The sequence below is a fragment of the Desulfovibrio ferrophilus genome (genome assembly GCF_003966735.1).
In the GTDB taxonomy this organism is placed as follows: Bacteria; Desulfobacterota; Desulfovibrionia; order Desulfovibrionales; family Desulfovibrionaceae; genus Desulfovibrio_Q; species Desulfovibrio_Q ferrophilus.
In genome coordinates this window covers 2,985,683-3,011,361 of the sequence record NZ_AP017378.1, presented here as the reverse complement: position 1 = coordinate 3,011,361, position 25,679 = coordinate 2,985,683, and the positions used below count along the sequence as shown (strand labels likewise).

General features: G+C 58.5%; 20 protein-coding genes. 10 read left to right on the top strand and 10 right to left on the bottom strand.

The genetic code is table 11. The features are described 5' to 3' along the window. Positions 1–117: 117 nt before the first annotated feature. The 4 genes from EL361_RS13795 to EL361_RS13780 all read right to left on the bottom strand — a co-directional run bounded on the left by EL361_RS13795 (position 118) and on the right by EL361_RS13780 (position 4,929). Positions 118–1,449, bottom strand: a complete 1,332-nt coding sequence (locus EL361_RS13795) for an HD domain-containing protein (RefSeq protein WP_126380502.1) — start codon at positions 1,447–1,449, stop codon at positions 118–120. A 65-nt stretch (positions 1,450–1,514) separates the two neighbouring features. After that, positions 1,515–2,783 (bottom strand): dihydroorotase, encoded by a 1,269-nt coding sequence (locus EL361_RS13790; RefSeq protein ID WP_232034790.1) that lies wholly within the window; start codon positions 2,781–2,783, stop codon positions 1,515–1,517. Then, positions 2,776–3,720, bottom strand: a complete 945-nt coding sequence (locus EL361_RS13785; protein WP_126380500.1) for an aspartate carbamoyltransferase catalytic subunit — start codon at positions 3,718–3,720, stop codon at positions 2,776–2,778. The genes EL361_RS13790 and EL361_RS13785 overlap by 8 nt, the downstream gene beginning before the upstream one ends. Before the next feature lie 78 nt (positions 3,721–3,798). After that, on the bottom strand, positions 3,799–4,929 hold the full coding sequence (locus EL361_RS13780; RefSeq protein WP_172961764.1) for an amidohydrolase family protein: 1,131 nt from the start codon (positions 4,927–4,929) through the stop codon (positions 3,799–3,801). 102 nt (positions 4,930–5,031) lie between these two features. Between EL361_RS13780 and EL361_RS13775 the strand changes: the two genes are divergently transcribed. After that, entirely contained in the window at positions 5,032–5,829 is a 798-nt protein-coding gene (locus EL361_RS13775; protein WP_126380496.1) for a septal ring lytic transglycosylase RlpA family protein, read from the top strand. On the opposite strand, the gene EL361_RS13770 is transcribed toward EL361_RS13775, so the two are convergent. Together EL361_RS13770 and EL361_RS13765 are read right to left on the bottom strand one after the other, a co-directional pair. Beyond that, positions 5,816–6,109, bottom strand: coding sequence for an integration host factor subunit alpha (locus EL361_RS13770; RefSeq protein ID WP_126380494.1), 294 nt, complete (start codon positions 6,107–6,109; stop codon positions 5,816–5,818). The two genes, EL361_RS13775 and EL361_RS13770, sit on opposite strands and share 14 nt — an antisense overlap. Next, on the bottom strand, positions 6,091–6,546 hold the full coding sequence (locus EL361_RS13765) for an HIT family protein (RefSeq protein ID WP_126380492.1): 456 nt from the start codon (positions 6,544–6,546) through the stop codon (positions 6,091–6,093). Before EL361_RS13765 ends, EL361_RS13770 begins: the two co-directional genes overlap by 19 nt. Positions 6,547–6,697: 151 nt before the next feature. Here EL361_RS13765 and EL361_RS13760 point away from each other — a divergent pair, with 151 nt between their 5' ends. After that, complete coding sequence (locus tag EL361_RS13760; RefSeq protein ID WP_126380490.1) at positions 6,698–7,768, top strand: radical SAM protein; 1,071 nt, start codon at positions 6,698–6,700, stop codon at positions 7,766–7,768. 102 nt (positions 7,769–7,870) lie between these two features. Here the strand turns inward: EL361_RS13760 and EL361_RS13755 are convergent, their stop codons facing one another. Beyond that, positions 7,871–9,139, bottom strand: a complete 1,269-nt coding sequence (locus EL361_RS13755; protein WP_172961763.1) for a diguanylate cyclase — start codon at positions 9,137–9,139, stop codon at positions 7,871–7,873. 655 nt (positions 9,140–9,794) lie between these two features. Here EL361_RS13755 and EL361_RS13750 point away from each other — a divergent pair. After that, entirely contained in the window at positions 9,795–10,331 is a 537-nt protein-coding gene (locus EL361_RS13750; RefSeq protein ID WP_172961762.1) for a GIY-YIG nuclease family protein, read from the top strand. 244 nt (positions 10,332–10,575) lie between these two features. Here EL361_RS13750 and EL361_RS13745 read toward each other — a convergent pair whose 3' ends face one another. The 3 genes from EL361_RS13745 to EL361_RS13735 all read right to left on the bottom strand — a co-directional run bounded on the left by EL361_RS13745 (position 10,576) and on the right by EL361_RS13735 (position 14,966). Beyond that, a complete protein-coding gene (locus EL361_RS13745; RefSeq protein WP_126380484.1) occupies positions 10,576–12,978 on the bottom strand; it encodes a Lon protease family protein in 2,403 nt (800 codons plus the stop codon). 381 nt (positions 12,979–13,359) lie between these two features. Further along, a complete protein-coding gene (locus EL361_RS13740) occupies positions 13,360–14,655 on the bottom strand; it encodes a sensor domain-containing diguanylate cyclase (RefSeq protein WP_126380482.1) in 1,296 nt (431 codons plus the stop codon). 14 nt (positions 14,656–14,669) lie between these two features. Further along, entirely contained in the window at positions 14,670–14,966 is a 297-nt protein-coding gene (locus tag EL361_RS13735) for a hypothetical protein (protein WP_172961761.1), read from the bottom strand. On the opposite strand from EL361_RS13735, the gene EL361_RS13730 reads away from it, so the two are divergent. The 7 genes from EL361_RS13730 to EL361_RS13700 all read left to right on the top strand — a co-directional run bounded on the left by EL361_RS13730 (position 14,934) and on the right by EL361_RS13700 (position 25,545). Beyond that, the gene (locus EL361_RS13730; RefSeq protein ID WP_126380478.1) at positions 14,934–17,390 is read left to right on the top strand and encodes a glycosyltransferase; all 2,457 of its coding nucleotides are present in this window, start codon (positions 14,934–14,936) and stop codon (positions 17,388–17,390) included. The genes EL361_RS13735 and EL361_RS13730 overlap by 33 nt on opposite strands. A 374-nt stretch (positions 17,391–17,764) precedes the next feature. Beyond that, positions 17,765–19,579 carry a lysophospholipid acyltransferase family protein gene (locus EL361_RS13725; protein WP_126380476.1) on the top strand — a complete coding sequence of 605 codons (1,815 nt, stop codon included), beginning with the start codon at positions 17,765–17,767 and terminating at the stop codon, positions 19,577–19,579. Positions 19,580–19,810: 231 nt separating this feature from the next. Beyond that, positions 19,811–20,575 (top strand): hypothetical protein, encoded by a 765-nt coding sequence (locus EL361_RS13720; protein WP_126380474.1) that lies wholly within the window; start codon positions 19,811–19,813, stop codon positions 20,573–20,575. 216 nt (positions 20,576–20,791) lie between these two features. Then, the gene (locus tag EL361_RS13715; protein WP_126380472.1) at positions 20,792–22,618 is read left to right on the top strand and encodes a triose-phosphate isomerase; all 1,827 of its coding nucleotides are present in this window, start codon (positions 20,792–20,794) and stop codon (positions 22,616–22,618) included. Then, complete coding sequence (locus EL361_RS13710; protein WP_126380470.1) at positions 22,590–23,741, top strand: potassium channel family protein; 1,152 nt, start codon at positions 22,590–22,592, stop codon at positions 23,739–23,741. Before EL361_RS13715 ends, EL361_RS13710 begins: the two co-directional genes overlap by 29 nt. A gap of 13 nt (positions 23,742–23,754) precedes the next feature. After that, positions 23,755–24,270 carry a Crp/Fnr family transcriptional regulator gene (locus tag EL361_RS13705; RefSeq protein ID WP_126380468.1) on the top strand — a complete coding sequence of 172 codons (516 nt, stop codon included), beginning with the start codon at positions 23,755–23,757 and terminating at the stop codon, positions 24,268–24,270. A gap of 516 nt (positions 24,271–24,786) precedes the next feature. Beyond that, positions 24,787–25,545 (top strand): hypothetical protein, encoded by a 759-nt coding sequence (locus tag EL361_RS13700; protein WP_126380466.1) that lies wholly within the window; start codon positions 24,787–24,789, stop codon positions 25,543–25,545. Positions 25,546–25,679: the final 134 nt, after the last annotated feature.

The window sequence follows — 25,679 nt, the reverse complement described above, 5'->3', positions numbered from 1 at the left end:
AAAAGGGACAGATGCTAGGCGCAAGAGCCATTTGAAATCGATGCGTATTGAAACCATACGTGAGATTTCAAATGGCTCGCAGCAACAAAGCAGATGGCTGTTTTTCAACAGCCTGCGCTATGACAAACCTTCGCGTTCCTTGTAGCGTATGCAGAACTCCACGGCATCTGGCACGGTGCCCACCTCTCCGGCAATCTGGGCCTGGAGCAAGGCATCGCGGATGATTCCCACGGCGGGGCCGGGGTTGAGGCCTGCGAAATCCATGATCTCGTTGCCGTTCAAGAGCGGCTCCAGCATATCCTCGGGGATATCGGCGCGTTCCAGCATCTTGGTGTTGTGGTTGAACTCGGTGTAGTTGCCGCCACGTGCCTTGACGCCAGCGCGCTCCAACTCGATCAGGCGGGGGTACTCATCCAGCGCCTTGAAGCGACGGATGCCCTTGTCCGTGAGCATGAACCCGAAACGCTTGTGATGGCGCACCAGGTGGCAGATCAAATCAGTATCGTTAGGGTCAAATCGCAGACGATTCATGATCTTGCGGGTAATCTTGGCGCCCACGCGATGGTGCTGGTAGAAGGTCCAGCGATCGTCGAAAAATTCGGCGGTATAGAGCTTGCCCACATCGTGGAACATGCAGGACAGGGTCCCGATCCAGTCATAGGGCAGATGCTCGGGGTAGAAACGCATGACATTGAGCATATGCTCGAACACGGTCTCTTCCTCGGTGCCTTCATCCTCGTTCTTCATTTGCTTGATACGAGACAGGGCTGCCACTTCGGGGATCAGGCCATGCAGGACCATGGAGTCGAACAGCAGCTGAACGAAGTCGGCCATGTTCTCGGCTTCCACCTTGCGCCACTCGTCCATAATGTCGGACACGGCGATGTAGTCCAGCATCCGCTTGGAGCCACGCACGATGGCGGTCCAGGTATTGGGCTCGATGGGCAGGCCGAAGTTGGCTGCAAAGCGCATGGCGCGAATGCCGCGCAGGTAGTCACGGCGCAGGGTATCGTCGGGGATGCCCTTGAATTTGACCTCACCGCCTTCCAGATCCTCGAAGCCCTTGTAGCGGTCTTCGCTCTCGGGGATATAGGGGCAGGCCAGATTGGCCGGAATCTCACCCGTGCTTTCCAGCTTGCGCATCAGGCGCGGGGTGATCCGGGCCACGCATTCCTCGGGGTGGGAACCATCCTCGATATCCGTGGGGTAGAACCGAAACAAAACACCGTCCTCGACGAATTTGCCGATGGCCAGGTGTTCCTTGGAATGCTCGATGGCCGGGAACAACTTGTCCAGGCCCTTGAAATCCAGGTCAGTGGCGATATCCAGTTCGACATCGCCGCCCTCCATCACCAGATGCTGCATACGGGCATTGACGACATAGGCGTCGTAGCCATTGCGCATGATGGTTTTGCAGATGCTGACAGCTTCTTTATAGGGGTCACTCATGTATTCGTCTCCATATGGATTCGGTGCATAGGAATCTTCGACTATAGGAATGGATGGGGCAACCGTCAAACGATTCGGCGCCCGCCGACAAACAGGGCATTGACCCTGCCGGGCATGGTCTGCCCCATGAACGGGGTGTTCTTGCCCTTGGAGCGCATCAGCTCGGGCCGGACCTCCCAGCTAGCACTTGGGTCGTAGAGCACGAAATCAGCGCTGTCACCCGCAGCAAAGCCACAGGAGGGCAGTCCGAAAATCTCGGCGGGCCGCAGGCACCACGCACGAATGGCGGTCTCCATATCCAGGATGCCTTCGTCCACCATGCGCATGGTCAGCGGCAAGGCTGTATCCAACCCGGAAATCCCACAGGGGGCCTCGGCAAAGGGCACTTCTTTTTCGTGGTCGGCATGGGGGGCATGGTCCGTGACCAGAATATCAATGACTCCCTCATTCAGGGCCTGACGAATCGCCAACACATCATCCATGGTCCGCAACGGCGGATTGACCTTGGCGGCAGTGTCGTAGCCTTCCACGGCGTCTTCGGTCAGCAGCAGATAATGCGGGCAGGTCTCGGCGGTAATGGGCACCCCGCGACGCTTGGCATCGGCCAGCATTTCCACGGCCTGACGGCAGGAAACATGGGCCACGTGGATGGGGGTATCCAGATACTGGGCCAGCAGGATATCGCGTGCCACCTGAATGGCCTCACCCGCAGTGGGGGCACCCTTCAGGCCCAGGCGCGAGCTGAGTTCACCCTCGTTGACTCCGGCTCCGGGGGCCATATCCGGGTCCTCGCAATGATCGATGACCACCATGCCCCAGTTGGCGGCGTATTCCACGGCATTACGAAACAATTCGGTATTGTGCACGGGCAGTCCGTCGTTGGACGCAGCCTTGCACCCGGCGCGATGCATCTCGGCCAGATTGGTCAGCTGCTGGCCCTTCAAGCCCTTGGTCAATCCAGCCACGGGGAACAGACGCGGGCCATCGGGCCAGGCCAGACGGGCCTTGTCGAGCATCATCTCCGTGACACTGACCTCGTCGTTGACCGGGTCGGTATTGGCCATGCACATGATATTGGCAAAACCACCATGGGCCGCAGCCAAGAGGCCCGAGGCGATATCTTCCTTCCACTCGAAGCCCGGCTCGCGCAGGTGCACATGGGCATCGGTCAATGCAGGCAGCAACAGTGCGCCATTGGCAGGAATCTTTTCCACGCCCTCGGCAATGGAGCCGCCCGTGGGCCTCATCTCCATGATCTTGCCATCAGCCACAAGCAGGTCCATGGCCTCGCCCTGCCACTTGGCGCCGCGAATCACGAAATCGGGATTAGACACGCTCGCCTCCCTGGTCTTTGCGGGTCAGGAACAAAAACAGCAGCGCCATGCGCGTGGCCACGCCGGACTCGACCTGGTCCAGAATCAGGCTCTCGCCCATGTCCGCCAGTTCGGAGGCGATCTCCACGCCGCGGTTGATGGGGCCGGGATGCAGGACCACGGCTCCGCCATGGGCGTTCAGAAGATGCCGCTTGCCCAGCCCGTATTCACGGGAGTACTCGCGCAGGCTCGGGAGCAGCCCGTCCTGCTGGCGTTCCAGCTGCAGGCGCAGGCACATCACGGCGTCCACGTCCTTCACGGCCTTGTTCAGGTCGGAGTAGACCTCCACCGGCCAGGTTTCCACCTTGGGGGGGAGCAGGGTCCTGGGAGCACAGAGGCGCACATTCACGCCCAGGCGTGTCAGCAGATTCACATTGGAACGCGCCACCCGGCTGTGGGCGATATCGCCAAGAATAAGCAGGGTCTTGCCGCCGAAATCGCCACTCCAGGCCCGGCGCAGGGTCACTGCATCCAGCAGCGCCTGGGTGGGATGGGCGTGCCAGCCGTCGCCCGCATTGATCACCGAGCAATTCAGCCGCTCGGCAATGAACTGGGCCGCACCGCTCACGCCATGACGCATGACGATGGCATCGGGATTCATGGCCTGCAAGGTGAGCACCGTATCCTTCAGGCTCTCGCCCTTGGTCAGGCTGCTCATGCTCTTGGACAGCGAAAAGCTGTCTGCCGAGAGCCGCTTGGCGGCCATGTCGAAGGACGTCTTGGTCCGAGTACTTGGCTCGGCAAAGAACAGGACCACGCTTCTGCCTTTGAGCGTGGGAACTTTTTTCACGGGCCTGCGGTTGATCTCCAGAAAAGAGTCCGCGGCCTCGAAGATACGCTCCACGTCGCCGGTCGAGAGATCGGAGACGTCAAGCAAATCCTTGTGCGCCCAGTGCATACGCTTCCTCGTGGGAGTTGATGGATGGTCTAATCAGCCTGTTGGCGGGGCCGGACGATTGCGTGCGCAGAACAGATTTCAGCGCCCGATTCCGTCTGGAACTATGCTGTACCCTGCAACCTTGCCGGATTCAAGTGTTCCGTGCGTGTTTTCAAGGCCCAAAAAGCGGGCTGGATTCACCGTGAGCCAGCGCAAGACCTCCGAGAAGTCGAGTTCACCGCCACTTTCTTCAAGAATATAAGCAGCCTCGTTCCAAACATTGAGGTCATGATTGGAGGACAGACTGTCCGTACCCAGACAAAGATTGAGTCCGGCATCCTGCATGGCTTTCCAGGGTGCACGGCCCACGCCGATGAACTGGTTGGAACGCGGGCAGAGACAGACGCTCGCCCCTCGCTCTGCCAAGCGTTGAATATCGGCCTCGGAAACCTGCACGCAATGCACAGCCAACGTTCCTTCGTCCAGCAACCCCAATCGATCGGCATACTCCACGGGGCCGCAACCCGGCGCAATGAAATCATCGGGCAGCACCCGCACCCGCAAGAGATCCGCAAATTCACCGCCGCCATCAGCCAGCAACTCGGTCTCGCCCGTGTGCTCGGCCAGATGCATGGGAAAAACGCGCCCATTTGCAGTGCACCAGGCCTTGGCAGCGCGCAGGGTTTCTGGATGGGTGGAATACAGGGCATGCCCCGCCGCACTCACGTGGCGCCACTGGTCCTCGGACAGTTCCTTGGTGCTCTCAGGCCAGACCAGATCATCCGCAGTTTGAAACCCGAAAAACTCGACACCCAGACCATAACCCACGCCAGCCCGCTCCAGAGCATTGCCCACCGCCGCAGGATTACGGCTGGTGATATCCAGCACCCAGGCCGTGCCACTGTCCGTCAACTGGGCCACGGCGACGTCCAGAGCCTTGGCCTCCACATCCTGCATGGGCAGGGCAATGAGACTTTTGACCCACTGCGTAAAGCCCTGACCGGAGACGGTCTGGCCGTGCAGGTGAGACAGCTCCAGGTGGGCGTGCATGTTGAAGACCCCGGCGCAGATGGTGACCTCCCCCAGATCCTCCACAGGCCCGGACCACGAGCGCGACAGCTCACGCCATGGACCGACATCCTTGATGCGCCCATCCTCGAATATGATGAAACCGTCGTCCAACACCTTCTCTGGCGTCATGACAACGGTTCTGGCTCGTATGGCTTTCATGGCGGGAATCATAACGAGTTGCCTGCACAGGGGAAAGGGAAAGTTGCGCGGATGGCACTTGATCATGTATCTGATTGCCACAACACAAGGAGCGAACGACCCATGGGCCAGACGACCACTGCCTTCCGACTCACGACCGCAGCGATGCTCATCGCCGCCCTGATGCTGACCCTTTCGGGCTGTGGCAAACGCCAAATCCCCACCAGCCAGGACCCCGCGCGCCGTCCTTCGGTCGCCGCTCCGGCACCGGGCAAGGCCGGGCCGGTACCCAAGGGCACGTTCAAGCCATACACAATCGCAGGCAAACGGTATTACCCACTGTCATCATCCGATGGGTACGTACAGACGGGCATCGCCTCCTGGTACGGTGACGATTTTCACGGCAAGAAGACCGCCAATGGCGAGACCTATGACATGTACGCCATGACCTGCGCGCACAAGGTCCTGCCCATGAATACCTATGTGCGCATCACCAACAGGAACAACGGCAAAGTCGTGACCTTGCGCGTCAACGACCGCGGTCCATTCGTGGGTTCGCGCATCGTGGACCTGTCCCATGCCGGGGCACAGGCCCTGGGCGTGATTGGCCCGGGCACGGCACCGGTCCGGCTGGAGGCCGTGGGCGTGGCGGGCAGGCAGGCGCCTTCCATTGCCAAGGCCGTGGCAGATGGCAGCTATTTCGTGCAGGTGGGATCGTTCACACAGCCGGAAAACGCCAAGCGGCTGCTCGCGACCCTGAAGCAATCGGGGTACAGCGGCAGCCGCATGAAAAGAGCCCTGATCTCAGGACAATCGTATTGGCGGGTGCAGGCAGGCGTGTTCCGCGGCATGGACCATGCGAACAAGGTCCACGCCGCGCTCAAACACAAATATCCGGCCAGCTTCCTTATTGCGGATTAAGCTCCGAGCGGAACTTGCGGGACAACCGAAAAACCACAACCTTCCTGGGAGGGAGAGTGATGGTCTGGTTGGTCTGCGGGTTCCGGCCCTTGCGGGCGTCCTTGTCATAGGCCTCGAACTTCCCAAATCCGCTGATCAGCAGGGAGTGGTCCTTTTTGACCGCCTGCTTCATGATCTCCAGCAGGTCTTCGACCTGGCTCTTGACCTCCGCGCGATTACGCCCGGAACGTTCGTAGATGTTGTCCACGATCTCAGCCTTGGTTAACGTCTTCCCAGACATATCTGACCTCCGTGTTCCCCTTCTGTGATCCTGTCGCGGATTCCCCGGCCCAGAAGAGCCATTTCTTCAGGGCTGCCGTAGCCCTGGGGCGACCAAAGCTTAAGACCGTCGCCCGCGAACCTGGGGATGATGTGCCAGTGGACATGGTCCACCAGCTGCCAGGCATCACGAAAATTATTCTGACCAACGTTGAGGCCCGTGCCCCCCGTTGTCTGCATCACGGCCTTGCCAACAATCTGCATGACTGTGATGATATCCTCTCCCAATGCGGCAGGAAAATCGAAGATCGTCTGGTAATGGACCTTGGGAATCACCAGGGCATGACCCTTGTGAACCGGAGCGATATCAAGAAACGCCAATACATGGTCAGTTTCATAGAGTTTTTCGCTCGGGGCCTCCCCACTGACGATCTTGCAAAAAATACAGTCCGATGCCACTTTTCCCCCGCAGGATGCGGTCAAACGCGCGATGGACCTCTGGCCCGGCCCACCTATCAGGAGAGCCCCAAACCAAAATCGGTCGCGCCTATAACAGATTATTACCTAAGGTTTCTTTTTTTATCAAGTTATTTTGAGTTTTTGCACAACAATGACCAACAACGACACCCCCAGAATCGGTTATCCGACTACGCCCCGTACGGATTTCCGCATCGCGCACCCCGAGCCCCAAAAGACTGTTTCGCGCATTCATCCGGTCTTTTTGCCATTTGCCGGGTGCCCCGGGCGCTGTGCATTCTGCAATCAGAACGCCGTGACCGGGGCCGGAGCACGACCTCTGGAGGATATCCTATCGGAACTGGAAGTCGATCTGGCCAACGATCTGGACAGGGGCGTTCCCCCACGGGAACTGGGATTCTTTGGTGGCACGTTCACGGCCCTGCCCACCCCGTGGCCGCAGCGCTTTCTGGAACTGGCCGAGCGCTACCGGGAACAGGGGCTGATCACCCGCGTGCGCTGCTCCACCCGGCCCGATGCCACGGCGCCAGCCCTGCTGGATGAGCTGAAGGCACTGGGGCTGGACCTTGTGGAACTGGGTATCCAGAGCTTTCACGGCCCGGCACTGGACGCCAGCCAGCGCGGTTACGATCCCGCCACGGCTCGGGCGGGCTGTGACAACGTGCTGGCCAGCGGGCTTGAATTGGGTGTGCAATTGATGCCCGGCCTGCCCGGACAGGACCTCGACGGCTTCGAGACCGACATCATCAAGACGGCGACCCTGCCCCTGAGCTGCGTGCGCCTGTACCCCTGCGTGGTGCTGCGAAACACGCCTCTCGCCGAGACCTGGGAACAGGGCGGCTACACACCCTGGGAACTGGACGAGACGGTCAGCGCCCTGGCCGACGCCCTGCTAGCTCTGTGGACAAAGGACATCCCCGTGATCCGCATGGGCCTGCCGCCGGAACCGGGGCTGGAAAATGATATTCTGGCCGGACCACGACACCCGGCACTGGGGCAACTGGCGCGGTCCCTGGCTCTGCAGCGCTTCCTGACCCCACACATCAAAGCCCTTGGCGCGGCCCCCAAACGACTCCTGGCCCCCAGCCGCTACCGCTCGGACCTACTGGGCCATAAACACGCCCAACTGCCACACTACGAAGCCCTGGGCCTGCCGCTGGAGCGCATGGAGTTCCATGACCGGGGCTGGTTCGAACTGAGCTAGGCCCAACAGCCTATCCGATCTTGTCCCGCTTGCCTTCCCGCACAAAAAAACGGCCCGCAACGCATCACGCTCCGGGCCATTGATGACAAAATCTCAACCTCTTTAGCAGGGTGAAGCTCCAGCAGGTCCGGGTTCCTCTTCCAGAATCAGCACCGCACGATTTCGTCCCTGTTCCTTGGCCCTGTACAACGCTCGATCGGCACGCTGAATAACATCATCGATGCACTTGTCACTGGCAAGCACAAGGGCTCCCCCAAGGCTGATCGTCAGAGGCTTGGGCAAATCACATTGGGCACTCAACTGCTCCTCCACCAACGCCCTGCTGCGTTCGGCCACCGCCGCCAGACGATCGGCACTCTCTCCTTCCAGCACCATCAGGAACTCCTCGCCTCCATAGCGGCCAAAGGTATCATAAGGCCGCAGGGAACCGGAGATGATGGAGGCCAACTCCTTGAGCACCTCATCACCCTTCTGATGGCCGAAGCTGTCATTGACGGACTTGAAGAAATCCACGTCGATCATGAGGCAGCCCAAAGCCCCCCCCAGCCGACGTTGTTTGGCGAAGTCCTCGCTGAAGCGCTCCATGATCGAACCACGATTGGCCACACCGGTCAGCGCGTCCACTGTGGCCATTTCCCGCAACTGGGCCTGGGCCACATCCAGACGTTGCTGCATCCGGCGAAAGACAAGCCACAGGGAGAACAACAACAGCCCCAGAGTAACGAGGGTCAGGGCGAGGATGACCTGATAGCTCTGGCGGATGGCCCGATTCATCTCGTCGATACTGAAAGACACGCTGATTCCGCCACGTACCTGACCCACGGCATACCCCTGCTTGGCGTGGCAGGCGAGACAGGACTGCTCGACCATGAGTGGGGCCATGTAACGCAGGCGCGCGCCCTCGGCCTTGTCTTCCATCAGGAAAGACTCCTCCTGGCCCTGCTCAAAGGACTGCAAGGCCTGGGTTTCAAACAAGTCCGGGGCGTTATTGGGATTCAGGGGCTTCATGCTGGTGATGTGAAAGCTGAACAGATCATTCTCGCCTGCGATGTCGGAAATCTCACGGGTCATGAGCGCGGGGTTCTTCAGAGTCAACACCAGTCCCTCGGTAGTGACGACATCCGGATCATTCAGATAGGGGGTGGACGCCACGCCTGGACGCTTGATGACATAGACACCACCATGCTGGGCGCTCCAATTGCGCGTAACCACGATGGCCGTGAAGTGCGACCGGGCACTGGTCAACAACTGCTCCTGCATCAGATTCGCATTGCGCGTGGCCGTGGCGAGAAAAATGCCTGCTATGCAAAGACTGAAAACAGCACTGATAAGCAGAAGATAGCGTTTGAGTATGCGCTCTTTGCCGGGCATGGGCTCTCCATCCTGATGGACCTTTGCTGATGCGCCACCCCACGGTGACAGGAATGGCATAGCATAAACTACTCAATTTTTATTTGATCGAAAACAAAAACAATCCTGCAAAGCGTAAACGTGGAAAGGATCATTCCCCCCTCTCTTGGTATTGTCGTTAATTTCGCCTCGCACTTGAGCCCGCTTGAGCACGGACGTGCTCACTGGCCCTGTTGCGCTTCCTAACCCCGCACATCAAAGCCCTTGGCGCAGCCCCCGAACGACTCCTGGCCCCCAGCCGCTACCGCTCGGACTTATTGGGGCATAAGCGCTCCATGCTGCCTCGATGGGAGGAACTGGGACTGAGGGAAAAGATGATCGATTTTTGGGAGGAGGATTGGTTTGAGGTGGGGTGATAATTTCTGGTCAATTACTTATCGAAATATAAGGGGTATAACCTTGCTGGAGCATAAAAAACTAAAGGCAAAGCGACTCGTTATTCAAAAAACATGTATTTACCTTACCCCACCATATTGACAGCAGCTTATCTTCATTTTCGCAAATCTATCGGCACAACTACAATATACCTTTCCCTCTTACCCACCAATTGCTATCAAAAATGCGGACTAAACACCGCTCCTTCATCTCTGCGCTAAACGGAAAGGAAAAACAGCTAATGGCAAAAAACAAACATTCTCCACAAAAATCAATTTGCGCGCCCCAAGATGGGGCTCTTTCAGATCCCAATCCTTGTAACTGGGCAATATCAAGAGCGAACGCTGATAGAAAAAATAGAAATAAAACAGATAATAAAAAAGAAATAAAAAAATACAATCCGCTTGACGATCCAAGCCCTGCCAACTGGAAGATAGCACGCAATGGTCAATTAATACAAACGCATAATAAAAACGTTAATGACCTTGGATTCGTGTATGTTTTATCAAACTCATTATTACAAAGAAATCTTATAAAAATAGGAAAAACAAATCGCAGTATAAACAAAAGAATATCTGAACTACAAACAACAGGGGTTCCTGGAAAATTTAAATTGGAATTCGCATTAGAAACAGCTAACTGCTCTATTGTTGAGCGTGAAGTTCATAAAGAATTGAGTGAATATTTAGTATCAAAAGAATTTTTTAAAATAGACATTGATACAGCAGAAGAAACTATAAGAGAGGTATCAAAAAAACAATCAGAAATTTCAACCTGATTCAATACCTGCCACATTAAATTGTTAAAACCTTACAAAGTTAGTATGTACAGAGATTGTATTTATCTGACACTTGCCACCACCCGCCGCTCCCCCTCTTCATGGGCCGCTCAAAAATCACGCTGGCAAGACGTGAAGGGCGCGCCGGACCGACGTGTATTACACACATACACGAGGGTCGAGCGCGCCCTGAAACAACGCAGCCAGCGGGAAAATTTCAGCGGCCCACAACGCCACCCCAAATCTACTTCGACGTATCAGCCAACTCCGCCAACTCAGCAAGTCTCCCATCCACCCGATGATACAGCGAACTGGTCGGGAACTTGCCCTTGGCCGTCTTCCTGCCCGCGGGCAGGCCGGTCAGGAGCTCCATGGCCTCCTCGATGCGGGTCACGGGGTAGATATGGAACAGACCCTTGTCCACGGCTGCGCAGACCTCGTCGGAGAGCATCAGGTGGTCCACATTGTCCTTGGGCATGATCACGCCCTGCTTGCCCGTCAGCTTGCGCCGCTTGCAGATCTTGAAGAAGCCCTCGATCTTGGAGGTCACGCCACCCACGGCCATGATGGCTCCGGACTGGCTGACCGCGCCCGTAAAGGACAGGGACAGGTTCACCGGCACGTCGGCCAGGGCAGACAGCAGGGCCGCCAACTCCGCGCCCGAGGCCGAATCGCCCTCGATGCCCGCGTAGGATTGCTCAAAGGCCAGAGACCCGGTCATGACCAGAGGCTTGTCCTGAGCGAACAGGCCCAGCAGATAGCTCTTTAAGATCATCATGCCCTTGGTATGGATGGGGCCACCCAGTTCGGCTTCGCGCTCCAGGTCGATGATGCCGCCATGGCCCACACCCACGGTGCAGGCAATCTGATGCGTCAGTCCGAATTCATGATCCCCGTACATGACCACAGCCAGGCCGTTGGCCCGGCCCACGGCCTGACCGGTGGTGGAGACCTTGATCAGCTCGCGATCGTAATCAGCCAGAAATTCCTCTTCATAGAGATTGGCCCTGAACTTGCGGTTGGCCAGGGCCTTGTCCAGCTCCTTGCGACCCACCACCTTGAGCTTGGCCTTGCGGGCCAGGGCTGCGGCCTCGATCATCACCTCGCGGGCCTGGGGAAAGCGCAGGGATAACTGCTTCTGGTCCTCGGCCATGGCCGAGGCATAATCCACCAGCCCGGCCAGCGCGCCACGGTCAAAGGGCAGCAGCTCGGCCTTGCGGATGATGCGGCCCAGGGTACTCACGTATTGGCGGATGGAGGTCGCGTTGCGGGGCACATTGTCCTGCATGTGGGCTTTGAGCTTGAACAACTTTGGGAAGCGGTCGTCCACATCCAGCAGAGCTTCGTAGATCATGTCCGAACCCACCAGAATGACGCGCACGTCCAAAGGGATAGGCTCGGGCTGAATGGTCCTGGCCCGGGAATGCTCCTGGCTTTCGCCCGGGTCCTCGATTCTGGCCTTGCCCGCACGCAGAGCACGAAGCAAACCGTCCCAGGCATCGGGGTTCTGGACCAGATCTTCCATGCGCAGCACCAGGAACCCGCCATTGGCCTTGTGCAGGGCGCCGCTCTTGATCAGCGAAAAGTCCGTGTACAGGGCACCCATCTCGGCCTCGCGCTCGATGCAGCCCAAGAGGTTGGTCAGGGTGGGATGATCCTCGATGACGATGGGTGCGCCCTTGGTACAGCAGTTGTCCACAAAGCGGTTCACGTCGTATCGCCCGAAAAAGTCTTCGGCCGAGGCCGGGTCCGGCATCCCCAGCATGCCAAGGCCGGACATGCCCTCGGGCTGGGGCATGAAATTATCCAGGCTCTCCAGGATGTCCTTGCGCACGGCCTTCAGATAGCCGGACATGCCCTCGTGGGAGCGGCATTCCTGAAACAGGGGGTTCAGGTGCTTGTCGGCCAAACGCCCGAGCACGCTCTTTTCCAGGGAGCGCTGGTCTTCCTGAAAGTCCTGCTCCTCCTTGGAGATCAGGCGCAGGGATTTGGTCATCTCGGTCAGGATGCTGTCGCCACGAGTCTTCAAAGTCTTGCGCAGACGGGGTTCCAGGCGATCATAATCGGCCTCGGAAACCACCTTGCCCTCCACCAGCGGATAGAGAGTCATGCCGCCCTGCTCGTCCATATCCAGCTCAAAACCCTGCTTGCTGGCCAGGGCTTCCATGTCACGCAGCAAATCCTCGCGCCGATCCGCAAAACTGCGTGCCAGCTTGTCGCGCTTCTTGACGAAGGAGTCCTCGTCCATGCGCTTGGGCAATTCCTTGCGAATGGCTGCCAGGGCATCGGCCAACTGCTTTTTGAGACGCTTGCCCCGACCTGCGGGCACAGACAGCAACTGGGGCTTGTCCTGGTCCATGAAGTTATGCACGTAGAGCAGGTCATCGGGCACGGGCATGCGCGCGGCGCGAGGCTCCAGGAACGTGGTCACCAGATAGGTCCGGCCCAGATTGGCTTCGCCCGCCACAAAGACGTTGAACCCCGGATCATCAATGGACAATCCGGTTTCCAGAGCCATCAAGGCCCGGGGTTGCGACGGAATGAGGCGGGTCTTTTCGGAAATGGCGTTACTATCGGCATAGGGGATTCGCTCGGGGGCCAGTGTGGCACGCAAACGCTTCGCGGGCAGGGCTTTAGGCTTGGGCATACAACTCCTCAATTGTGTGGATGGCCCGAGTGTAAGGCCTGGGTTGGGGTTTGTCATCTGCCGGGGCTGGAAAAAGCGGAGAAAACAGGCCATGCGCCTTCAGGCTCTTCTTCATAGAGACGATTGAGGCAGCTCCGTTCACTGACTGATTCTGTCGAACATACGCACCCGCTCCTTTTCTGGGGACGCTCAGCAACACCGTTTACAGGCTTGTCCTGTCTGCATTGGCTGCCACTCGGAGGAATTGGTTCCCTTTGCGGGGGACTGCCCCTCTTGTCGGGCTGTTGCTGCCGTTGGCCCTCATACGGGGCGGTCAAAAACAAGTGACTTGTAAAGCTCAAAGTATCGCTAACAATTCACTTAATTTTCAACGCCCTCCCCCTACAAGGTCGTGGCTGTCTCAGCCAGACTCAGCAACGACTCAAACGTCGACATCTCGCGACTGAAGGTGGCAATGCCCACCTGCACCTTGATGTGCACGGGCTCTGCCCCGGCAAGATGCTCGCCATCGTTGACCACTGCTTGCAGGCGCTGGGCCATGGCCGAAGCGCCTTCCTGACCGGTCTCGGGCAGCAGCACTCCGAGCAGTTCGTTTTCCAACCGCCCGAAGATATCGAGGTTGCGCACCACCTGCTGGCCGGACTCGGCGATCTTGGCCAGGAGCACATCGCCAGCCTCGCGACCATGATCCTGCACGGCCCTTGAAAATCCATCCAGACGCATCAGAATCAGGGACAGCTCCTTGCCATACCGCTTGGCCCGGCTGACTTCCTGATGGCCGACATTCAGGAAATGAGTACGCGTGGTCAGTCCGGTGGCCGCATCCACCGTGGTCAGAGCATCAAGGCCCTTGTCCATGGTCTCGTCACTGAACAGCCAGACCCGCCCCCAGACGTTGCCGGATTCGTCACGTGCGGGCCGCGACCGGGCACGCAGGGTGCGACCATCGCAGAGTTCGATACTCAGACCGCCTTCGTCCGCACTGGAAAGCTGACTGCGAAAATGCTGTTCCACGACTTCGGGATCGGTGGTCTTGGCCGCCATGGTGCGGATCGTACCCGTGAAATGATCAGGATCAATCTCACCGCCGCCCAACTGCCAGAGGTCCAAGAAGCGCTGGTTGCATTCGCGCACTGCGGGCCGTTCGTCCACCAGCAGCACCCCCTCGGAGGTGCCCTGGCTGAAAGCGTGGCACATGGCCTCGGAACTCAGCATCTTCAAATCCTGTTCGGCCACGGTACGGAACTCGGCCAACAGGGCCTCGGCCTGTGCTCCGAAGGAGGTACGCTCACGGCCCAGCAGGCTGACAGTCCCGCAGGCGCTTCCATCGGGCTGGACAATGGGCAAACCGAGATAGGCAACCATGCCGCGCTCCATATCCGGATTGCGCTTCCAGTTCGGACTCAGCATATGCCAGGTCAGATCCCCCTCGGGGTCGTGCACACTCAGGCGATCTGCCGAGCGGAGGACGGATTCGCAGTAGCCCCCCGAATCAGACAGGGCGAGGCGCTCCCCGGTCTTGTAGGGCTGATTCTCGCCGCTGGCTGCCACCAGCAACAGCTCATCCCCGTCCGCCAGTGCAACGCGCACGGCAGATGCCTTTGTGATCGACGCCAGCAGATCGGTCCAACGCTGCCACTTTTCCCTGATGGAGGCGGGAATGCGAGTACTTCTCATGGATTCATCCTTTCTCAATGGTCTCCGGCCCCTGTGGCCAGCAAGGGAATGCGCCAATGCATACCACGGCACAAGACGCCGCGCCAGAGGGCCGAATCGGTGACCCAGGCAGCGCGTAGCGAAAAAACCACCCGAACGTCGCCTTCCGGCACGGGTTCGTCACCCATTGGCAACAGAGCCGGGATAGGCAGCGTAGCAGTACCCCGCCCATCCATGCGATGGCCCGCACCCCAGTCAGAGGCCATCACTCCGGCGGTCCCCTTTTCGGAGGAAATCAGATGAAGCATCCTGCGCTGTGTTGCGACCTGCACGTTCATTCCCGGTATTCCCGTCGCCCCTCGGAATGGATTCTCCAGAAGATCGGCTGTGCCGAATCCTACACTGACCCCAAAAGCATCTATGACATCGCGCGTCGCAGAGGCATGGATCTGGTGACCATCACCGACCACAACGTCCTCGAGGGCAGTCTGGAAATTGCGCATCTGCCCGGAACCTTTGTCAGCGAAGAAATCACTACCTACTTCCCCGAGGACCAATGCAAGGTGCATGTTCTGGCCTGGGACATTACCGAGGCCCAGCACACGGACATCAGCAAGGCCCGCGAGAACATCTTTGATCTGGCCCAGTACCTGCGCAGCCAGAATATCGTACACGCCGTGGCGCACCCCATGTTCGACATGAACAGCACGCTCACCCCCGGTCATTTCGAAAAGCTGCTGTTGCTATTCGAGGTGCTGGAACTCAACGGCTCCCGCGACCATTCGCCCAACGAGGCCATCCGGCTCATCGTGGAGCAACTGACCGAGGCCGACACTCTGGAACTGGCCGAGCGCCACGGCTTCCTGTCACCTCTGGCAACCCCCTGGAAAAAGAGTCTGGTCAGCGGGTCCGACGATCATTCGTCCCTGAACATTGCCCGCAGTCACACCAGCGTCGCAGATGCCACGGGCATCCGCAGCTTTTTGAATGGTCTCCGCGAGGGTCATTCACAACCCGTGCAGGTGCCCGCAACACCGGCCACCATGGCCCATAATCTCTACTCCATCGCCTACCAATTCTACGCCGACAAGCTGGGGCTGGCCCCCATGGTCAGTAAGGACCTGCTACTGCGGTTCATGGACCGGGCGCTGACCTTGCGCGAGCCCGAGCGGGGTAACCGGTTGAAGGCCCGCTTTCATGACATGGTCACCAGTCTGCGTGCAGCTTCGGTGCGCCGCTCCCAGCCCACGGCACTCAAAAGCATCCTGCAAAAGGAGGCCCTGTCCATCGTCTGGGACGACAAGACCATGATCAAAGGGCTCTCCGGGCGCAACGACGAACCCTGGAAGGCCGAACGCGACTGGTTCACCTTCGTGGACCGGGCCTCTGAAAAGGTCCTGAAACACTTTGCGGACACCATCCTGGAAAGCCTGGGCGGAGCGGACGTCTTCGACCTGTTCAAGGCCATTGGCTCGGCCGGGTCGTCCTACATCATGCTCGCGCCCTACATGGTGGCCTACAACCTCTATGCTCAGGATCGTACCTTTTCGCGCCATTGCCTGGACCGGATGTTCCAGCGCAAGGGCAGAAAAACCTCGCGCCGTCCCATGCGTCTGGCGCATTTCACGGACACCTTTCGCGAAATGAACGGCGTGGCCATGACCCTGCGCATGCAGATCGAAGCGGCACGCAGCAACGGCAAAGGCCTGTCCATCGTGACCTGCTATCCCGAGGATGAAGCAGAGACCGGAAAAAAGCCGGAAGGCGTGCGCAATTTCGCACCCATCGGCTCCTTCGAGATTCCCGAGTACCCGGAACTGGTGCTGCACTACCCACCGCTACTGAAGATGCTGGAGTGGTGCTACGAAACCGGCGTGACCCACATCCATGCCGCCACTCCCGGACCGGTGGGCATGGCAGGTCTGGCCTGCGCCAAGATTCTGGGCCTGCCCCTGCACAGCACCTACCACACGGCCTTTCCGCAATACGCCAGTGCTCTGACCGGTGACGCTTCCATGGCCGAGGGCATGTGGCGCTACATGGTCTGGTTCTCCAATCAGTCCGATGTGGTCTATGCTCCGTCCCTGTCCATGGCCAACGAACTGACAGGAAAGGGTGTGGATGCCAAGCGGGTGCGGCTCTACCCCCGCGGAGTGGACGTGGAGCGATTCAATCCCGCAAAGCGCAACGGGTTCTTCAAGTCCGGCTACGGCCTGGACGAAGGCGAGACCAAGCTGCTGTACGTGGGGCGCGTCTCACAGGAAAAGAATCTGCATGTGCTGACCGGGGCCTTCAAACGCCTGGCCGCGCGCCGGACCGGAGTCCGGCTGGTGGTGGTGGGCAACGGCCCGTACCTGGAACAGATGCAGGACGAGCTGTCCGGTTATCCCGTGACCTTCACCGGCCCGTTGACGGGAGACGATCTGGCAGCAGCCTATGCCTCGGCCAGTATCTTTGTCTTCCCCTCCACCACAGACACCTTCGGCAACGTGGTGCTGGAGGCTCAGGCCTCGGGCCTGCCGGTCATTGTCACGGACCAGGGCGGCCCCCAGGAAAATCTGATCCCCGGACAGACGGGACTGATCGTACCCGACGGCGACGAGCGCCACTTCGAACGAGCCATGGAAACACTGGTCGACAACCCCGCCCGCGTGCGCGAGATGCGCCACAATGCCCGCAACTACATGGAAGGCCGGTCTTTCGAAGCCTCGTATCTGCAACTCTGGGAGCTGTACAGAGAGGTCTCTCCCTGCTGATGCGGGAGCCAGCCCCACACACCCTCTCTGGTCACACCGAAGATGAACAGAGCTTTGAAAATCCTCGATGGGTGCGTTGCTGTATCGTCCGCAAACCCTCACCTATGTCAAAATAGGCGTCGGTCTTGCGGACGACTTGCGCCTGCCCATCAACGATTTTGAACGCTTTGCACAGAATAGCCCGAACCATTCACGCAAGCGCCTTCAGGCGGGGCCACCAAAGGTAAACAGCCAGGCCACGTTGTCATGCAATCGCCACCAGCCCTCCTCTCACCCGCCACACCCTGCTGCTACTCAATCTCAACTCACTTCACTCCGCCATGCCGACGAATTCCTCGCCAGCGGGAGTGCAACGCCCAGACCGGGAGGTCTCCATGCCGCAGGCACACGTTCTCGAGAGTCCCTTTGACCTGAATCTGCCCCTGAACAGGCCGCTTCGGGCCATGGTCCAGCCACCGCTGGAAAAACTCCTTTGCCTGCCCACCCTGAAAAGCCTCTACTCCGAAATCAGCGGACGCAAAAACTCCGATTTCCTGGCAGATGTCCTGAACCTGCTCTCCATCCAGGTGGACGTGCCCGAGACCGACCTGTCCAATATCCCCGCCACGGGACCGGCGGTGGTGGTAGCCAACCACCCCTTTGGTGCCATCGAAGGCGTGATCCTGCTCCAGACCCTGCGCCGCGTGCGCCCGGATGTAAAAGTCATGGCCAACCATGTCTTGTCCATGATTCCAGAGATGCGCGAGCATCTCATTTCCGTGGACCCCTTTGGCAGCAGGAAGTCATCCAAGCGCAACATCGGCCCACTCAAGGAAGCCATCCGTTGGGCACGCGGCGGCGGGCTGCTGGCCGTGTTCCCTGCCGGGGAGGTCAGCTCCCTGCAACTACGCAAACGTACGGTGACCGACCCCCAATGGAGCCCCTCCATCGGACGCATCATCCGCATCACCAAGGCTCCGGTGGTCCCCGTGCACTTCGACGGCCACAACGGGCCACTGTTTCATCTGCTGGGCATGATCCATCCGCGCCTACGAACCATGATGCTGCCCCGTGAGATGCTGAACAAACAGCGACGCACGGTGTGTCTGGACGTGGGGCGCATGATCCCGGCCCAGAAGATCCAACACTTCGAGAATGACGAAAAGCTGACGGACTATCTGCGACTGCGCACCTATCTGCTCAAGCACAAACGCGAGCAGGCAACGGGACTGACGCCGCCGACCAACCTGGAAGGCACTCAGCCCGTGGCTCAATCCTGCGGGCCGGCATTGCTGGCTGCTGAGATCGAATCCCAGCCCGCCCAGAACGTGCTGTTGGAGCAGGGCGACCAGATGATCATCTGCGCCCAGGGCCGGGCACTGCCCGCCGTACTGCCAGAGATCGGACGCCTACGCGAACTCAACTTCCGCGATGTGGGCGAGGGCACGGGCCTGGCGCGCGATCTGGACCGCTTTGATGACGACTACCACCACCTTGTGCTCTGGCACAAAAAGGATCGCCGCATCGTGGGCGCCTATCGTGTGGGCTGCGTGGATTCCATTGTGGACAGCTCCGGCATCAAGGGCCTCTACACCTCCACCCTGTTCAAGTACGATCACAAATTTCTGGACGCCCTTGGCCCCTGCCTGGAAATGGGCCGGGCCTTCATCAGCAAGGAATACCGCAAGAGCTACAATCCTCTGCTCCTGCTCTGGAAGGGAATTGCCCGCTTCGTCTACCGCCACAAACGCTACAAGACCATCTTTGGGCCGGTCTCCATCTCCAATGACTACAACCCCCTGTCCAGACACCTGATGATGCACTTCCTGAAGGGCCATCAAGAAGGCACCAAAGCCCTGCTCAAGACGGTGCGTCCCCTGACCCCGCCCAAGATCAAGGCTCGGGTTCCCGGCGGCTTCAAACCGGGCAGCATCGCCGCCATCTGCCCGGATATCGAGGATCTGGGGACCGCCGTGGCGGACATCGAATCCGACGGCAAGGGTGTGCCCGTCCTGCTCAGGCAGTACCTGAAGCTGGGCGGACAGGTGCTTACCTTTAATCTGGACCGCGACTTCGGCGATGCCATCGACGGGCTGATCGTGGTCGATCTGACCAAGACCTCGGAGAAAACCCTGGCCCGCTACATGGGCAAGGACGAGGTCTCCGTGTTCCGCGCCTACCATTTGCGCATGGCAACTCACGCAGCATAGGTGGCAAAAACGCAACCCAGAATGTGCCGCACCATGGCATTACCTGCCTCGATTCTGACACCGCCACCCCTGATTCCCAGCAAATCGATTCGGTTATTAAGCCCTGTTCTCGGACAGGGCTTAATTCTTGATGATTACGCCCCCGATCTGCCTCAAATGGCTCTATTTGGCGATTGCCTCCTGATATGCTAAGGTCCGCTTCCGATCAAACCTTGAGGAGCACCCCCAGCAATGTCAAAATGGATCAGAAGCAAACTGCCGGAATTCGTACGCGATGTCCTACGAGATTTCTGTCTGGTCAGCAGATTGCTGGAACACGAATTTCGCCATTTTGACCGCACCGGCCATGTGGACTTCAACGCCCTGAAGAATCTGCTCGGCCAGGAAATGAACAAGGGACTGCTCTGGCGCCTGAAGGACACGGCCCACGTGCTGTACAAGAATGATAGCGCCAGCGGTGCCAGCGGCTCGGGAATGCTGGGCCAATTTCTGGACTGGAGCGTCGGCTACATCTTCCACGACGCCATGAAGCTCAAGGAAGACGCCTATCAGCAGCAGAACTACGCCCCCTGGTTCCGACAGCTGCAGGACAAGGAACTCTCGGGAGAACACCTGGCCTTTTCCCGCGAACTGTTCGGAGTCCTTGACCAGACCAACGAGAGCATCCAGCGCGAAGTGAACCGCATCCGCTTTTTGCTGTTCAACTGCCGCAAACTGTTCATGGATTATCTACCGCTGCACCGCGAGAATGAACTGCTGGCGCGGTTCCTGTTCGATCAGAACGATCTGGTGCGCGAAGTTTTCGGCGACAGCTATGCCAAACTCGTGGCCAACGTCTATGACGAGGCCCCCGAGCGGCTGTCACTGCTGGCTGCCCGCAGCCTGCGCCGAGGCGGCTGGGCCGAAGAAGCCGCCCGCGCCCTGGCCGAAGCGGAGCGAATCAGCCCCGAGAGCCAGGAAGTGCTGCAGGAAAAGCAGCGCCACGGACTGGCCTGAGTTTACCCGGCGGACCACCGCGCCCGCCGGCACTCCACCCACAACCCGCGAAAAGCCCACGTTCCGCGCAGGATGATTCCTGAGGTTCTGTGGTCTCCCGGGGAGGGTTCACCGATTATCGTTTGACCACAATCCTGTTTCTGCTACGCATAGACATGCTGCGGGACGGGGCCACCCCACCCGCAAAAGACGATCATGATGGAGGAATAACAAGCCATGGCATTTCTGCACTTCAATCGCAGCTTCGACTATCAGGTCCGCAACCCCGAAGAACCTGTCCTGTTCCGCGAATACTTTCCGTACACCAAGGTTGGTCGGGTCAGCTTTGATGACAACTTCATGATGCCACGCCCGGCAGATCCGATTTTCATCACCGACACGACCTTCCGTGACGGCCAACAGGCCCGCCCGCCCTATACGGTCAAGCAGATGGAAACCATCTTCGACTACCTGCACAAGCTGGGCGGCCACTCCGGGCTGATTCGCCAGAGTGAGTTCTTCCTGTATTCCGACAAGGACCGCCGCGCCGTTGAGCGCTGCATGGCCAAGGACTACAAATTCCCCGAGGTCACAGGCTGGATCCGCGCCAACAAGGACGATCTGCGTCTGGTCAAGGACATGGGCATCCGCGAGACCGGCATGCTGACTTCGGTGTCCGACTACCATATTTACCTGAAGCTCAAGAAGAATCGCGTCGAGGCCATGCACGACTACCTCGAGGTGGTGGAAAAAGCCCTGGAATGGGGCATCGTGCCGCGTTGTCACTTTGAGGACATCACCCGGGCCGACATCTGGGGTTTCTGCCTGCCCTTTGCCAAACGGCTGATGGAGTTGTCCAAGGACAGCGGCCTGCCCGTCAAAATCCGGCTATGCGACACAATGGGCTTTGGCGTGCCCTATCCCGGCTCGGCTCTGCCGCGCTCGGTGGCACGGGTGGTGCGTGCCTTCACCGATGAGGCTGGCGTCCCCAGCGAATGGCTGGAGTGGCATGGCCACAACGACTTCCACAAGGTGCTGGTCAATGCAGCCACGGCCTGGCTCTATGGCTGCTCCGGTGCCAACGGCACCCTGTTCGGCTTTGGCGAGCGCACCGGCAACGCCCCCATCGAGGCCCTGGTCATGGAGTACATCTCCCTGACCGGTGAAGACGACATGGCCCACACCCAGGTCATCAGCGAAATCGCCGAATACTTCGAGAAGGAGCTGGACTACAAGATTCCCGACAACTACCCCTTTGCGGGCCGCGATTTCAACGCCACCAGCGCCGGAATCCACGTGGACGGATTGGCCAAGAACGAAGAGATCTACAACATCTTCGATACCAACAAGATCCTGAACCGCCCGGTGCCGATCATCATCACCGACAAGTCGGGCAAGGCCGGCGTGGCCTACTGGATCAACCAGTCCTTGCACCTGACCGGCGATCAGGTCATCGACAAGCGCCACCCCGCAGTGACCAAGATCTACAAGCGCATCATGGCCGCCTATGAAAAAGGCCGGAACACCTCCTTCTCCAACAAGGAGATGAAGGTCGTGGTCAAGCGCTACCTGCCAGAGTTGTTCATGTCCGAATTCGACCATCTGAAGGAAGCGGCCCACAAGCTGGCTGCCAAGGTCGTGGAAAAGCTGTCGCAAGACTGCGAAATCCGCAGCCTCAGTTCCGAGAAGGTGGGAGGCTGCATGGACGACTTCCTGTCCGAGTACTCCTTCATCCAGTACATGTATCTGGTCAATACGGAGGGGCGCCTTGTGGCCAGTTCCGTCTGCCACCCCGAGGATGCGCCCAAGTACAAGACCTATGACCATGAAACGGATTTTTCCGACCGCGAATGGTTCGTCAAACCCATGCAAACGGGCAAGATGATGGTTACGGACTTCTACAAGTCGCATTTTACTGGTAAACTGTGCCTCACCGTGGCCACACCAGTGGACGATGAAGAACTCGACATCCAGGGTATTCTGGGTGCGGACATCAGGTTTGAAGAGTTGTTGAAGCGACAGGAAGACCTTGAAGATGAGGTTTACGGCGAAGATACTGATTAGCACTCCCTTCAGGAAGTTGCTGGTCCTCATCTCCACCCTGCTGATCCTAAGCTCGGTGGGCTTCTACCTCCTTGAGCTTCAGCCTCAGGGACACGCTGATTTTCTTTCCGCAATCTGGTGGGCGGTGGTCACCCTGACCACCGTCGGCTATGGGGATCTCGTCCCGGCGACAACGCCGGGGCGGCTCCTCGGATTGCTCGTCATGATCTCCGGCATCGGGATGGTCTCCACCCTAACCGGCAACCTGGCCTCCATTATCGTCGAAAATCGGGCCAAACGCCGAAAAGGACTGCTCAAAGTGAAACTTTCAGGGCACGTCATCATCATCGGTTGGAATTCGTTCGCAAAAAACATCGTAAGCACACTTCAGGATGCAGAGATCCTGAAAAACAATGACCTGGTCCTGGTCAACAGCCTGGCTCCCGAGGAGCGTGACTCCCTGGCCTTTGATCTGGATATGGCCAACAGGCTGCACTTCGTCTACGGCAACCCCGCACACGAAAGCGTGGTCCACCGCGCCAGCCCGGCCACAGCCCAGGTGATCTACATCCTCTCCCAGGCCGGACTCTCGGCCGCAGACTCTGATCAGCAAAGCCTCTACGCCGCCCTGACCCTGCGCAGTCTCGCCCCCAAGGTTTCCATCTATTCCGAAGTGGTGCTGGCCGAAAACCGCGACCATCTGCTGCGGGCCGGGGTTAACGAGATCGTGCCCCGGGGCGAAGTCGCCAGCATGCTCCTGGGTCGCATGGGCAAGACCCCCTCGGTCTGGCCGTTCTTTCAGGGACTCGTCGGATCACGCAATCATGCGGGCAGCCTGGACTATCGCCGATTGACAAGCGATGAACAGAACATGGACTGGGGCGAACTCATACAGACCTCACGCGGCCATGACGGCTCACTGCCACTGGCCCTGTGTCACGAGAGCAAGGACCTGACCCTGCAGGACATGCTGGATGAAGGCTCGGCTCTGGATCAGTTCATCCTGGAACTGTTCACCATGAGCGGGCAGCAGACCTCGCTGGGGCAGCAGGGCCCGAGCATCGTGATCAACCCGGCAGACGACCTGCAACTCGAAGGCTATGACGGCCTACTGTACCTGAAGGCCCAGGCCACGGAATCATGATGAGGACGACTTCATGAACAACATTCCCTGGCACGACATCGCCATCTTCACGGACATGCCCGATGCCGACATCGACAAGGTTCAGAAGATATTCTCAACACTCAAGGTGGAGCGGGGCGAAAAAATCATCAATGAGGGAGACCTCGGCGACGAGATGTTCGTCCTTGTCAGCGGCCGGGTGCGCATCACCAAGTCCATGATCATCCAGGGCATGACCTTGCCCTTGCAGGAACTGCAGGACACCCGCAAGGTGCTGGCCACCCTGGACGGGAGCCTGTGCCCGTTGTTCGGGGAAATGGCGCTCATCGACCGCGACACTCGCTCGGCCACGGTGGAAACCCTGGAGCCCTCGGAATTTCTGGTCACCAATCGTGACCGCTTCTTTGCCCTGGTCAAGAACGAACCCGAGATTGGCTGCCACCTGTTGACCGCCCTGTCACGACGCCTTGCGGCCACGGTGCGCAAGAACAATTCCGAACTGGTCAAACTGACTACGGCTCTGGCCCTGGCCCTGACCCGCAGCAAGTAGGGTGCGGCTTCGCGCCGCAAGGGTGTTGCCTATCGGAGGGAAGACACCGACGTTGCCCGCTCTCGCGGAGAGAGGTTGGGGGTGCTGCGTCCAGGTGTCTGGCACATCGCCTGCTCTCGCAGACCGACCAAGGGGGCATTGCCACAGGTGTCCGCTTCGCTTGGACCAGAGGGTATGTGGAGGGACGCTCGAAGACTCGTTTTCCCCCCCGGAACACCCTCTGGACTCTGCCCTCCCCCTTTGGGGTGAGGCTTAACGGTTGGCAAACCATACAGGCCACAGGATCCGCAGATCTCATCCTTCCTGAAAATCAGCACTCGTCGCCGGAGCTGGATCGCTCATTTCGGGCGGCCAAGGTCCGCACTCTTCGCGTCCTAATGCCCCGACGCGGTGGGGAAGGCCCGTCTCTCGCATCGATCAAGCTTAATAATGACACCGACTTCTGCTTGAGCTATCAAACAGACACGTCTATACGCCATGCCATATGTCCCAAAACCCTGCAGTTGAGGAATTTCCATGCAAAACAGATATTTCGGAGACGTCGGGGATTTCACCAAGTACGGCATGCTCCGCAATGCCGTTACCCCCTCTTCCAGACTCGGGATCCTCTGGTGTCTCGCCAACAATGAAACACATAATAACGACGGGAAACATACAGCTTATTTGCAAAAATCAAACAACAAGGAGTTTAGGTCATGTGACCCCTTTTTGTTTGATGCACTAAAGAAACACCTCGTTGACGAACAGGGCAACATCATTCCGAATCGGAGAAACGTATCCCACATCAGAAAAATACAAATCCTCCCCGAAAACACCATATATTATGAAAACACCATCAAAGTTCCCAAGCTTAATGAACGAATGCAGGAACGACAGCACTGGTTCCAACAAGCCCAAGACAAACTGAAAGATTGTGACATAGTTTTTTGCGATCCGGATAATGGGATTGAAGTCCCAAGTACGAGTAAAAAAAGCAACAAGCATTGCAAGTATATCTTCTGGGATGAACTCAAAAAATTATGGGCCAGTGGGAAAAGCCTCATTATCTATCAACATATGCACATGGGAAAACCCCATCCGGCACAATTTGGTGAAAGGATTAAGGCAATACAAGAACACCTAGACACCGAAACCGTCCTCTCCATTCGATGTTTCAGAGGAACAGTCAGAACATATTTCCTCATCCCCCAACCATGCCATCATCACCATTTTACTCAAATTGTTGAAACAATGACCTCTGGACCATGGGCCAAGCACATTAATAGCTGGAAATAAAACCCACTCTTTCCACAGGGCGCTCAAAATTCGTAAGATACAAGGCGCAAAAACAAATCGAGACTGACGCCTATCTGGATATAGGTGAGGTCTCGATTTGTTTGCAGCAACACCGCAGATGGCTGTTTTTCAGC